Source organism: Oleisolibacter albus (assembly GCF_003336875.1).
GTDB lineage: Bacteria > Pseudomonadota > Alphaproteobacteria > Azospirillales > Azospirillaceae > Niveispirillum > Niveispirillum album.
Genome location: NZ_QGNJ01000006.1, coordinates 290,069 through 302,898 on the forward strand (window position 1 = coordinate 290,069; position 12,830 = coordinate 302,898).

General features: G+C 69.2%; 10 protein-coding genes. 6 read left to right on the top strand and 4 right to left on the bottom strand.

The window, feature by feature from the left end; translation table 11 throughout:
- Window positions 1-23: 23 nt before the first annotated feature.
- Entirely contained in the window at window positions 24-905 is an 882-nt protein-coding gene (gene coxB, locus DK368_RS10900; protein ID WP_240002441.1) for a cytochrome c oxidase subunit II, read from the bottom strand.
- Between the two features lie 515 nt (window positions 906-1,420).
- Here coxB and tldD point away from each other — a divergent pair.
- The 3 genes from tldD to DK368_RS10915 all read left to right on the top strand — a co-directional run bounded on the left by tldD (window position 1,421) and on the right by DK368_RS10915 (window position 7,113).
- Entirely contained in the window at window positions 1,421-2,857 is a 1,437-nt protein-coding gene (gene tldD / locus DK368_RS10905) for a metalloprotease TldD (RefSeq protein ID WP_114393971.1), read from the top strand.
- Between the two features lie 235 nt (window positions 2,858-3,092).
- Window positions 3,093-4,379 carry a Vps62-related protein gene (locus DK368_RS10910; RefSeq protein WP_114393972.1) on the top strand — a complete coding sequence of 429 codons (1,287 nt, stop codon included), beginning with the start codon at window positions 3,093-3,095 and terminating at the stop codon, window positions 4,377-4,379.
- Between the two features lie 412 nt (window positions 4,380-4,791).
- Complete coding sequence (locus DK368_RS10915) at window positions 4,792-7,113, top strand: methyl-accepting chemotaxis protein (protein ID WP_240002446.1); 2,322 nt, start codon at window positions 4,792-4,794, stop codon at window positions 7,111-7,113.
- A 65-nt stretch (window positions 7,114-7,178) separates the two neighbouring features.
- Here DK368_RS10915 and DK368_RS10920 read toward each other — a convergent pair whose 3' ends face one another.
- Window positions 7,179-8,531, bottom strand: coding sequence for a TldD/PmbA family protein (locus DK368_RS10920; protein ID WP_114393974.1), 1,353 nt, complete (start codon window positions 8,529-8,531; stop codon window positions 7,179-7,181).
- 121 nt (window positions 8,532-8,652) lie between these two features.
- On the opposite strand from DK368_RS10920, the gene DK368_RS10925 reads away from it, so the two are divergent.
- From DK368_RS10925 to DK368_RS21375, 3 genes are all read left to right on the top strand, one after another.
- Complete coding sequence (locus DK368_RS10925; protein WP_114393975.1) at window positions 8,653-9,378, top strand: class I SAM-dependent methyltransferase; 726 nt, start codon at window positions 8,653-8,655, stop codon at window positions 9,376-9,378.
- A 40-nt stretch (window positions 9,379-9,418) separates the two neighbouring features.
- Complete coding sequence (locus DK368_RS10930) at window positions 9,419-10,000, top strand: histidine phosphatase family protein (protein ID WP_114393976.1); 582 nt, start codon at window positions 9,419-9,421, stop codon at window positions 9,998-10,000.
- Window positions 10,001-10,154: 154 nt separating this feature from the next.
- Window positions 10,155-10,328: a hypothetical protein gene (locus DK368_RS21375; protein WP_155524547.1), complete on the top strand. Its 174-nt coding sequence runs from the start codon at window positions 10,155-10,157 to the stop codon at window positions 10,326-10,328.
- A 79-nt stretch (window positions 10,329-10,407) separates the two neighbouring features.
- Here DK368_RS21375 and DK368_RS10940 read toward each other — a convergent pair whose 3' ends face one another.
- Together DK368_RS10940 and DK368_RS10945 are read right to left on the bottom strand one after the other, a co-directional pair.
- The gene (locus DK368_RS10940; RefSeq protein WP_114393977.1) at window positions 10,408-11,583 is read right to left on the bottom strand and encodes a DUF3616 domain-containing protein; all 1,176 of its coding nucleotides are present in this window, start codon (window positions 11,581-11,583) and stop codon (window positions 10,408-10,410) included.
- A 35-nt stretch (window positions 11,584-11,618) separates the two neighbouring features.
- Window positions 11,619-12,758, bottom strand: a complete 1,140-nt coding sequence (locus tag DK368_RS10945) for a S8 family serine peptidase (RefSeq protein ID WP_338045699.1) — start codon at window positions 12,756-12,758, stop codon at window positions 11,619-11,621.
- Window positions 12,759-12,830 lie beyond the last annotated feature (72 nt).

A 12,830-nucleotide genomic window follows, 5' to 3' on the forward strand; every position in this document is an offset into this window, starting at 1 on the left:
TGTCTCACCCTCTCGTCACAGCATCACGGGCTGGTGGTCTGCGCCACCTGGCTCGGCTGCGCCCCGTTGGAAGTCGTCCCGTTGGAATTCATGGCCTGCTTGGTCTGGGCCAGCCATTGGTCGAAGCGCTCACGCGGCACGGCCTCGATGGCGATGGGCATGTAACCGTGGCCGGTGCCGCAGATCTCCGAGCACTGGCCGTAATAGAGACCCTCGCGCTCCGCCTGGAACCAGGTCTCGTTGAGGCGGCCGGGCACGGCATCCTTTTTCACGCCCAGGGCGGGAATGGCGAAGGAATGGATGACGTCGGCGCCGGTGACCAGCACCCGCACCTGCGCGCCCACCGGCACGACGATGCGGTTGTCCACCGCCAGCAGCCGCGGCTCGCCTTTGGCCTTGGCCTCCTCGTCCTCCAGCATGCGGGCGTCGAAGGCCAGCCCCTCATGGTCGGGATATTCGAAGCTCCAGTACCATTGGTGCCCCGTGATCTTCACGGTCAGTTCGGGGTTCGGCGCCTTCTCCATGTAATAGAGCACACGGAAGGACGGCACCGCGATCACCAGCAGGATCAGCACGGGAATGCCGGTCCAGGCGATCTCCAGCCAGGTATGGTGCGTGGTGGTGGACGGGGTCGGATTGGCCCGGCGGTTGAAGCGGAGCATGACGTAGACCAGCAGTGCCAGCACGAACAGCACGATGCCGGCGATGATCCACAGCAGCAGATCGTGGAAGGAGTCCAACCGCTCCTTCACCGGGGAGGCCGCCTCCTGCAGACCCAGCTGCCAGTCCTTGGGCGCGCCCACGATGGGCGGCGTGCTCTGCGCCATGGCGGCATTGACCGCCAGGGTCAGGCCGAAGGCCGAAATGGCGGCGCCCATCTTGGCGAAGATCGATGATTTGGACATCCCTACACCATTCTCTTCGTTGGCGGGGACTTGGCCGTCCCCTTCTCTGGCCGGACCCTGGCCGGTTTCCGTCCGTTCTGGCCGCCGTCCCCGCACCGCTGTCCCGCCGGCAGAGGCGGGAACCGGCGTGCAGGGGCTGCACCCCACCCGATCGTTACGGGTAAAACAAAAACTATACCTGTAACGGACCGCTACACAATATGATCGACCGCAATTTCGGCAGCCGACCAGGATATGGATCATAGCCCACACTGTTTGCCCAGGTAAAGATTGGTGCTTTTCCGGCAGGGACAGCGGCATGTTTCGGGCGGGGCCTGCTTCCGATTGTCGCACCTTGCCTGCAGGCAGCCAAGAGGCCACCGGATGTCCGGAATATGCCGCCGGGCTGGGGATCGCCGCAGGAGTGGTTGCCGCCAGCCCGGCGCATGTCCATTCTGTAGTCAATCACCTCTGCCGCCCATCAGCGCGGCAGTCCGTTGTCACAGTCCGTTGCCGCAGCCCGTCCGGAGACCAGCATGAGCACCCTCGCCCAGACCGACGACCTGTTCTTCACGCGGGCCGGACTGGACCGGAGCCGCACCGAATCGATCATCGCCGATGCCCTGCGCAACACCGACGATGGCGAGTTGTTCCTGGAATATGCCCAGTCCGAGAGCTTCGCCTGGGACGATGGCAAGCTGAAGAGCGCCAGCTTCGACACAACCCAGGGCTTCGGTCTGCGGGCCGTGGCCGGGGAGGCCTCCGGCTACGCCCATGCCTCCACCCTGTCGGAAGACGCCATCCGCCGGGCAGCCGATACGGTCCGTGCCGTCCATGGCGGCCACAGCGGGGTGCTGGCCGCGGCCCCCCAGGGCACCAACCGCCAGCTCTATGCCAGCGACAATCCCCTGACGCTGGTGCCATTCGAGGCCAAGGTCAAACTGCTGGCCGAGATCGACGCCTATGCCCGCGCCCGGGATCCCCGCATCCGTCAGGTCTCTGCCTCGCTGGCCGGCGAATGGCAGGCGGTGCAGATCGTGCGCGCCGACGGCACCCGCGTAGCCGACATCCGGCCCCTGGTCCGGCTCAATGTCAGTGTCGTCGTCGGCGAGGGCGACCGCATGGAAAGCGGCAGCTATGGCGGCGGCGGCCGCCGCACCTATCAGGAGTTCCTCGATCCCGCGGTCTGGCAGGGTTATGTGGACGAGGCGCTGCGCGGCGCCCTGATCAACCTGTCCGCCATCGACGCCCCGGCCGGGGAGATGCCGGTGGTGCTGGGCTCGGGCTGGTGCGGCATCCTCCTGCACGAGGCCATCGGCCATGGGCTGGAGGGCGACTTCAACCGCAAGAAGACCTCGGCCTTCTCCGGCCTGCTGGGCCAGCGCGTGGCCGCCCCCGGCGTCACCGTGGTCGACGACGGCACCATCGAGGGCCGCCGCGGCAGCCTGACCGTGGATGACGAGGGCACGCCCACCTCCTGCACCACCCTGATCGAGGACGGCATCCTGGTCGGTTACATGCAGGACCGGCTGAACGCCCGGCTGATGGGCGTGCGCCCCACCGGCAACGGACGGCGCCAGAGCTTCGCCCACATGCCGATGCCGCGCATGACCAACACCGTCATGCGCAGCGGCTCCACCCCGCGGGAGGAGATCATCGCCTCGGTCAAGCGGGGCCTCTACGCCGCCAATTTCGGTGGCGGGCAGGTGGACATCGTCTCCGGCAAGTTCGTCTTCAGCGCCAGCGAGGCCTATCTCATCGAGGACGGCAAGCTGGGGCCGGCGGTCAAGGGCGCCACCCTGATCGGCAACGGGCCGGATTCGCTGACCAAGGTCACCATGATCGGCAATGACAGCGCCATGGACCCTGGCATCGGCACCTGCGGCAAGCAGGGCCAGGGCGTGCCTGTGGGTGTGGGACAGCCCACCCTGCGCATCGACGGGCTGACCGTGGGCGGGACCAGGGCCGCCTGATCGGGCGCCGCCGCCCGGGGGCGCGCTCCGGCGCGCCGGCCCTCTTGATTCAGGCCCGCCACCTGTGCGGGTGCTGGGCCGGGGCGCCGGCCGCCGTCAGACCGGATGCATGAGACTTGCGACCAATGCGGGCATAATGCCGTTGTATTAATTCTATAAGCTGCATATCGTCATTCCGTTGCGATAGGAGCGAACAATATGTCCGCTCCCGAACCTGTCCAAAAGGGAGAGACAGATGTCCGACGGACTGACGCCGGCCTCGTTCACGATGGGCGGCCTGATCTTCTGTTATACCAGCACCTTCGATAAGCTCTGGTCGACGGACTCGATCCATTACGGCGCCGACAATGCAGGGTCCTTCTGGAAACCCGTGCCGCCGAGCGGGTTCCAGGTCTTCGGCAGTTTCTGCCACGGCAGCACCAACGATCCCAATGGCAATCGCGCCGTCCTGTGCGCCCAGATGACGACGGACGGGACCGCCCTGCCGCCCTTCGCCAACCCCACGGGATTCGCCCTGCTCTGGACCGACAAGTCGACAGGGTACCACCCCGGCAACGGGGCCTGCTGGACCATGCAGGCGCCGGATGGCTATGTGGCCCTGGGAGCCGTCTTCAACAACACCGGGGACTATTCCGCGCCCAACATCCAGGATTATCTCTGCGTTCGGGCCGATCTGGCGCCCACCATCGGCCAGTCCGTCCAGATCTGGGACGACCAGGGCACCGGTTCCACCTTCGGCGACCTTGCCTGCTATGCGGTGTTGCCGCCGCCGGCCGGCCAGTCCACCCAGGTCGCCTCCGGCACCTATCTGGCCCTGTCGCCAGGTGTGTTCGTGGCCAACAGCACCTATAACGACCCCATTGTCCCCACGCCGGTCCTGCTGCTGCCGCTGACGATCCATGCCAGTGGAACGGCGGCGACCCCGCCCGCGATGACGGGGCCGACCGATCCCGTCGTGTCGGCGGTCGAGGTCCGGGCCTATAGCATCGAGGTGCCCTTCACCGCGGTCACCGACACCAATGACGGTTACGCCATGGACTGGAAGCTGGCCAACCCCGTCTACCGGATCGAGCGCTACGACTCCTTCCAGCAGGTCGGACAGTGGGACAACCAGTCCACCGCCTCGCCGACCAAGACCTACAGCATCACCACCGGCGTCAGCCAGCAGACCTCCTCGCAATGGAGCGCCAATGTGGGGGTGCAGCTGTCCGGCAGTGACAAAGGCAAGGAAAGCACCCCGGTCGAGAGCGAATCCGTCACCCTGTCGGTGTCCCTCTCCGTCTCCTTCGCGCTCCAGTTCGCCAGCACCGACATCTTCTCCGAATCCGTGACCGAGAGCATGTCGGTCCAGGTGCCGGCCAATTCCTTCTTCCTCATCTGGCAGAGCACGAGCGCCATCAAGATCCGGCGCCCGAACGACACCTTCCTCAGCGACCAGCTGTCGGTGCCGCTGCATGGCAAGGCCATGCAGCAGTTCGATTATACAACGGGCACGGTGGTCGACCCCTATCCGTCGACCTGACCGAGGCCGTGGGCCGAGGCGGCGGACCGAGGCACAGCCGCCACCGCCCCCACCATGATCCGGCTGCGGCGGTGGCGGAATTCACCACCGCCGCAGTCCAGACATTCCCCGCCCGTCGCACAGGCTTCGGCGCCTTCCGCGCATCCCCCGGCCAGAGATCGGGACTGAACAATAAAATCCAATCTTCCGGCGGAGCGGTTGAGCGTTCGCCTTTGCTTGCAGCCCGGGCTCATCGGAGACCAAGCATTCCTATGTATTTTTCTGCCTTGCCTGCTGTGATTTGACGAAGGTCATCGCCCCCCAGCCGGTTCCCCGAAAGACTCCATCCCAAGTGGGCAACCAACCCAGGCGCATCAGGGCCGGAATGGATAATCAAGAGGGGGAGAGCATGCTCAACAGGATGGGAATCGTGATGAAGGTCATGGCGGCCTTCATCATCGTCTCGGCATCAGCAGGCGTGATCGTGGCGGTTCCGACCTGGAACCATCTGGATGATGCCAACCGCAAGGCCGCCACCGACAAGCTATCCCAGGCCCATACCCAACTGCGTGACCGCATCGCCATGGAAGCCGGCCGGGCCGTGTCGCTGGCCCGTCTGGTGGCCGAACTGCCGGCCGCCCGCGATGGCGTGGCCGCCGGTGACCGTCCGGGGCTGCTGAGGCTGTTCGGCCCCGTTTTCGAGCAGGTGAAGGCGCAGACGGCCATGGATCAGTTCCAGTTCCATACGCCGCCCGCCACCTCGCTGCTGCGGCTGCACCAGCCCGGCAAATATGGTGACGACCTGTCGGCCTTCCGCCACACGGTGGTGGCCGCCAACAGCCAGGGCATCGCCGTGTCGGGTATCGAGGCCGGGGTTGCCGGCCTGGGCATCCGCGGGGTGGTGCCGATGCTGCAGCAGGGCCGCTCCATCGGCTCGGTCGAGTTCGGCGCCTCGTTGGGAGCACCGCTGGTCGATGCCTTTCTGGCCGACACCGGCTACCGGGCGGCCGTGCTGATGTCCACACCCGACGGCGTCAAGCCGGTGGCCTCCACCCTGCCGGCCCAGGTGCTGCCGACCGCGGCCGAGTTGCAGCAGGCCCTGACCACCGCCCTGCCGCTCCGCACCGTGCAGGTGGACGGGCGGGATCTGGCCCTGTCGGTGCAGCCGCTGCGCGACTATTCCGGCAGACCGGTGGCCCTGGCCGTCATCGCCGCCGACCTGTCGGCAGAAACGGCGCAGCGGTCGGCAGCCCTGGCGCGGACGCTGTGGTCCCTGGGTGCCGCAATCCTGCTCAGCTCCCTGGCCGGACTGCTGCTGGCCCGCCAGCTGGTCGGCCCGCTGCGGGGGCTGCGTCAGGCCATGGGGGCCATCGCCGACCGTGCCTTTGAAACCGCCATTCCCGGCCTGGAGCGGGGCGACGAGATCGGCGGCATCGCCCGGTCTCTCGACCGGCTGCGCCAGCGGGCCCAAGCCATCGCCGACAGCGAAACCGCCCTGGAGTCCCGGACCCGGATTCTCGAGACGCAGGAAACGAACATCCGCGGCGAGGTCGAGCAGCATCTGCGCGGCGTGGTCAGCGCCGCCATCCAGGTCAATGAGAGCATCGTCATCCTGATCAAGATGGCGGCCGAGGTCGGGGAAGCCGGCGCCCGGTCCCGCGACATGGCCGCCGCGGTGGAGGAATTCACCACCGGCGTGCGCCAGATCTCGCAGCATTCCGACAAGGCGGCCGGCGATGCCCAGGCGGCCGGCGACGCAGTGCGGGCCGGTCTGGCCGCGGCGGATACGGCATCCGACAAGCTGGAACGCCTGTTCGCCAATGTGAAATCCACGGCCGGTCAGGCGGAAAGCCTGGTGGCGGTGTCCGACCGCATCAACGGTATCGTCGATGAGATCGACAGCATCGCCAAGCAGACCAACCTGCTGGCGCTGAACGCCACCATCGAGGCGGCGCGGGCCGGGGAAGCCGGCAAGGGCTTCGCCGTCGTCGCCTCGGAGGTCAAGACCCTGGCCAACCAGACCTCCCGGGCCACCGAGGATGTGCGCAGCCGCATCGCCGACCTGCATCGGGAAATCACCGCCGTGGTCGGCCAACTCAACGCAGGCGCCGGTGCGGCCGAGGACGGGCGCCAGTCGGTGGACGCGCTGAAGGGCCAGCTCGGTCAACTCGGCGAGACGGTGGGCGCCGTGGCCACCGGCATGTCGGAGATGGCCGGCGTTCTGGCCCAGCAGGCCATCGCCGCCGACGAGGTGGCACGCAGCACCGCCGGCATCGCCGATCTGTCGCGGCAGACCGACCGCCACATCGCCGAGGCCATGACGGCCATGGACAGCACGGCCGACTCGCTCAATACCGAGGTCGGCGCCTTCGCCAAGCTGGGAACCTCGGGCGCCATGCTGCTGGTGGCCAAGAACGACCACATCGCCTTCAAGAAGCGGGTGACAGACGTGGCCTATGGCCGGGTGCCGCCGGACGAATCGATCCTGGTCGACCACACCCAGTGCCGGCTGGGCCGCTGGCTGGCCGGGTTGGGGGCGGAGCAGAGGGCCGGGATGCGGACTCTGGCGGAGATCGACTCGCCCCACCGTGGCGTCCACCAGTCGGCCCGTGACGCCGTGGCCCACGTCCGCAACGGTGACCAGACCGCCATGCTGGCGGATCTGGCGCGGCTGGACCAGTGCAGCGCCGAAGTGCTGGCCGTGCTCGACCGGGCAGCGGCGGAGATCCGCTCCAGCGACCGGCCCGCGGCCTGAACCATGGAACCGCCCTGTTTCCCGCCGCAGATCCGGCCGGGAACAGGGCGGTTCCGTCCCGGCTGTTACGCGCCGGCCACCGTCATGCCGTCGATGCGCACGGTGGGAGCGTCCACGCCGTAGCGGTGGGCCAGATCGTCGGCCGGGACCAGGGCGCGGAACATGTCCTTGAGGTTGCCGGCGATGGTGACCTCGCTGACGGGATAGGCGATCTGCCCGTCCTCGATCCAGAAGCCGGCGGCGCCACGGGAATAGTCGCCGGTGACGCCGTTCACCCCCTGCCCCATCAGGGCGGTGACATAGAAGCCCTGGCGGATGTCGGCCATCAGCGCCGCCGGCGTCAGCGCCCCCGGCGCCAGATGCACATTGGTCGGATTCGGGGCCGGCGGCCCGCCGGTCCCGCGTGAGGCGTGGCCGGTGCTGGCCAGGCCCAGCTGCCGGGCCGAGCGCAGATCCAGCAGCCAGGTGGTCAGCCGCCCATCCTCGATGATGGCGCGGCGCCTGGCCTGAAGGCCCTCGGCATCGAAGGGGCGCGAACGCAGGCCGCGCCGCACGAACGGGTCGTCGATCACGGTGATGCCCGGCGCGAACACCGGCTCGCCCAGCCGGTCCTTGAGGAAGCTGGTGCCGCGGGCGATGGCGGCGCCGGAAATGGCGCCGAACAGATGCCCCAGCAGCCCGCCGGACAGGCGCGGATCGAACACCACCGGCACCGACTGGGTCTTGACCTTGCGCGGGTTCAGCTTGCGCACCACCCGCTCGCCGGCCCGGCGGCCGATCAGCTCCGGCGCGTCCAGATCGCTGCCATAGACGGTGGAGTGATAGTCGTAATCCCGCTCCATGGCCGTGCCGCTGCCGGCCAGCACCGACACCGACAGCGAACGCCGGCTGATGCTGTAGCCGCCGACGAAGCCATTGCTGGCGGCCAGGGTCAGCCGGCTGCGGCTCCAGCTGCCGTCGGCGCCGTCGGAATTGCTGACCCCCGGCACGGCGCGGGCCGCCGCCTCGGTGCGGCGGGCGGCATCGATCAGCGCCTCGGCCGTCGGCTCCTCCCCGTCGCACAGATCCAGGTCGGGCCAGTCGCGGGTGATGGCGTCGGCATCGGCGATGCCGGAGAACGGGTCCTCCGGCACCAGCCGGGCCATGGCCACGGCCCGCTGCGCCAGCTCGTCCAGCATGGCCGGGCTGCGGTCGGTGGAGGAGACCACGGCCATACGCTTGCCGACGAAGACCCGCAGGCCCAGATCGCCGGATTCGGAGCGCTCCAGCCCCTCGGGCTGGCCCAGCCGCATGGACAGCGACAGAGCGGCGCTGTCCACCAGCAGCGCGTCGGCGGCATCGGCCCCGGCGGCGCGGGCACGGCGGATGAGATCCTCCAGCAGGGTGGCGGCGGCGGGATCGGGGCGGGCTGTGGTCATGGCGTTCCCTGAGCGCGTGGAGTCCACCCCTGGTCTAGCAGAGCGCGGACGGTGGTAGAAGTCCCCGGAGGAGCGGCGGTCTGTGGCGGAACCGTGGCAGGCTGCCCTTTGTTCTCGAAGCATGACGCTCGCCCCGCCCCGCCACCCCCCTGCTGCAACGCCCGCGGCCCCCGGCCGGGTCCGTGGCCATGAGCGCGATCCGGCGGCCCGCGCCTTCGCCGCCCGTCAGGCGCTGCTGGCGGAGTTCTGCCGCGACGGCCGGCCGACGGTGCTGGATCTCGGTTGCGGTCTCGGGGCCGATCTGCTGGCGCTGGCGCCACGGATCGGGGTCGGGGTCGGGGTCGATGCCGCGGCTGGCGGCGTGCAGCTGGCCCGGCTGGCCGCCCGCACCTGCGCGGCCGGCAATCTCCAGTTCGGAGTCGGCACCGCCATCGCCTTCCGCGTGCCGACGCCGGTGCCGGCACGCTTCGACCTCATCCTGCTGCGGGCGGCGATGGCGCCCGGTGCCCAGCCCCGGGCCGACCTGGGCGGCGTGCTGCGGGCGGCCCGGCTGCGGCTGGCCGACAATGGCCGGCTGGTTCTGTTCGCCACCGACGACAGCCATCCGGCCGTGCTGTGGTCGCGCTGGTGCGCGGGCATCCGCCGTCCGGCCGTCATCACGCCCGGCAGCCTGCGCCTGCTGGCCGCCGGCCAGGGGCTGGTGGCGCAGGGGCTGCATCCCCTGCCCTGGGTGCCGGAGATCCCGGCGGAACCCGGCCCGCCGCCTACGCCGCTGGTGCGGGCGCTGTCGGCCCTGGCCCGGTTCTGCGACGGCGGCGCCTTCGCCCTGGTCCTGCGCGCGGCCTGACCCATATGGCTGACGGCACCCGTGCCGGGGAGGGTCCGCCATGCCGCACCGCCTGCTCCTGTTCGCCCTGCCCGTCCTCCTGTCCGGCCTCCTGTCCGGCCCCGCCCTGGCGGAAACGGCGGACAGGGCGGGCTGGGATGCCCTGCGCCGCGATGGGGCTGTGGCCCTGATCCGCCATGCCCGCGCCCCCGGCATCGGTGATCCGCCCGGATTCCTGCTGACGGACTGCGCCACCCAGCGCCGCCTCTCCCCCGACGGCGAGGCCCAGGCCCGGGCGCTGGGCCGCCGCCTGCGGGAGGAAGGCATCGCGGTGGGCCGCGTGCTGTCCAGCCGCTGGTGCCGCTGTCTGGACACGGCCCGGCTGGCCTTCGGCACGGTGGAGCCCTTTCCGGCCCTGGACAGCCTCTTCGGCGACCAGGCCAGCGCGCCGGAGCGGACCGCCGCCCTGCGTGACCTTGTCGGGGGCTGGAAAGGGCCGGGAGCGCTGGTCCTTGTCACACACCAGGTCAATATCACCGCCCTGACCGGCCTTGTGCCATCGGAGGGCGAAATTCTGGTCGTCCGGGCCGGGGCGGACCAAAAAATCGCCCTGGCCGCCAGGATCGCCGCCGTTCATCCGTAACAGCAGCACGGCGCCGGCCAGCGCCCCACCGGCAATGTTGCGCAATGGCAACAGCCAGAGCCGATTACAATCCGGACATATCCGGCCCCGTGCCGGACATGTTTTCGACACAGGCATCTGGCCAACTTGCCGTTGAACAGATGGGAGACCCGTCATGACCAAGCACCGCACCACCCTGATCGTCCAGGCGCTGCTGCTGCTCGGCCTGTTCGCCGCCGCCGTCGTCTCCGCCCCCCTGCGCCACGCCAAGGCCGGGCCGAACACGCCGACCGTGGCGACCACCACGACGACGCCCGCCGCCTCGCCGTCCGCCACCATCCGCCTCTGAGCCACGGCCAGACCGGCCGGCGGCGGGGCGCCGCACCCATCCGGCAGACTGGCGCCCGACCGCTCACCCGCCCGACAGGTCACCCGTCCGACAGGTCCAGATCGAACAGGTCCAGATCCACCCCCTCCGCCCCGTGCAGCCGTGCCGGTGCCGGGCTGTCATAAGCCACCAGCAGCCGCACCCGGCCATCCGCGCCGGGCAGCAGGGCGATGCCCTCGGCATGGTCCTCGCCCCGCCCATAGGGCAGCTCCATGATCCGGTGCAGCCGGCTGCGCGGCAGCACCTGCTCCTCCGTCGCCCGCACGGCCCCCGGCCAGCGCCAGAGTGACACCGGCCCGTCAAGATCCATGGTCGGACCGGCCAGGATCAGCAGGTCGTCCCCGCACAGCTTGAGGTCGCGGATGCCCAGCCCGTCCAGATCGAGGAAATGCTTGCGGTAGGGCTGATCGTCCGGGCCGACGGGCGTCAGCGTCAGCCGGCCCTTCCCACCCTCCGCCACAACCAGATCCAGCAGCGTGGCCCAGCCGCGCAGCACCGGCCCGCGGCAGCCCAGCCACAGCCGGTCGCCGCGGGCGGCCAGCCCCTCCACGTCGAAGCCGTTCTCCTTGGCCGGCACTTCCAGGAAGCGGCCCAGATGCACGTCCCGGCGCAGCGCCTTGGTCAGGGCATTGCCGCCCTTGGCCGACAGTTTCAGGCAGGCGGCCCGGCGCTTCCGCCCGGCGATGACGGCCTTGCGCACCAGATCATGCCCGGCCTCCCTGACCCCGTCGGTGTCCATCGGGGTGCAGGGCACCGGGGCACAGGGGATACGGCCCAGCAGGAAGCGGTTGGGGTCCTCGCGCACCGTGGTCAGCCGCTCCAGGCAGGCGGGACCGTCATGCTCGTCCGGCTTCGGCTTGCGCCGCGCCCGGCTCATGGAGCCGGTGACCCAGAAATAGCCGGTGCTGTCGTCATAGCAGGCGCCCTCGATATCCACCTCGCCATGCCCGTCCCCCTGCCCCGGCGGTGCATCCTCCTCCGGCGTCACCGGCAGGTCGAAGAAGGCCGACAGCCGCTCCGGCCGGTGGCCGCCATAGCTGCGGCCGCCATCGCCGCTGTGCAGCCGCTCGATGGTGGCCGTCTCGTCGGAGGCGACGAACAAGGTCTGTCCCACCGGCTCGACCATCGACAGATCCATGCGCACATCCTTCTCCGCCGTCAGCCCCCGGCGCGGCGGCAAACGCAGGCGGACGGTGGCAACGGGCGTGGCTGGCATGGTGGCTCCTTGGGGTCAGAGATGATCTCCCGCCGTCATGATGCAGGAACAGGCGCACGGACGCCAAGCCGCTGCCTGATCTGCTCATAGATTTGCACGACGCCCGGCATCTGGAGGGTCACGGCCATGCCGAACGGGATCGGATCATCCTCGAACCCCGGCAGGTCCGGTTCGCGCTGGATGACGATGGGGCAGGTCATGTCTGGGGTGACCGCCGGTGCCCTGACGCCGGTCCACCAACGGGATATCGTGGTGCCACGGTGGGCTTGGTTGTCATCGGGCTGGCTGCTATCCGCGGCCAGGGCGAGGGAGCCCAGGTCTTCCGGTTTCACGATGCGCAATCGGACGGCCCGGTAACGCTGGGTCCCCGGCCGGATGGGGGCGAACCATGCCAGGGTGGCTGACAGTGCGTGGGGCAGGGCTTTGCCGCCAATACAGGCGGGGATCGGCACCTCGACACGCAGGGCCTGTTCCGGCCCGATCTCCCCGGTTGCCCAGAAGGTGGCACGATCCGCTGCACAGGCGACCGCGACATCGGGGTCAACGGCGCCATAGCCGAGGTAACGGCGGATATTGTCCTTCTGTCTTATGTGCTGCCGATTGTCCGCCGGCCCGACGACACCCTTGATATAGGCCGCAGCCGCGTCATCCCAATCGGCCGGGTGGACCAGGAGGGCCTTCAAGACCAAGGCGCGCTGTCGTCTGGACAGTCGCAGGAAGGCGGCGCCATAGGTTGCCTCAAGGGCATCATGGATGCGGTGCGCGGTTCGCGATGCCAGGGCTGTTGCGCCGCTGGTGGCGCCGGACGCGCCAACGGCTGCCAGGTTGGGACCGGTCGGTGGGGCGGCGACCTTCAGGCCGAACGCGGCCATGGGGCGGCTCGGCCTTGCACCAACGTCGCTTTTGGGGATGACCAACAAGTGCTCACGTCCTCCAGGCATCAGGATGTCGGGCTTGGTGGCATTGCTGAAGCCCGGTCCCAGCCGGCTTGACGGGTTTGACAAGGGGATGCCCGGATAGGCAAAGAACAAGGACCCGCCGGGCATGGGGGCATTGGCGGGCACGTCATCATGGTTTAAGGCGCCGACGGTGATCCCGTTCACCGTCTCCGCCGGCGACAGGGAGGGTGTCAGATCTTTTGTGTAAATGAGCGGCCCCGTGGGATCCTGTTTCACAAGGAGACCACGGAATGCCAATTGACGACGAGATCATAGAAAAGCTGCTGGCTGGCTACGAGAAGCCGGAAG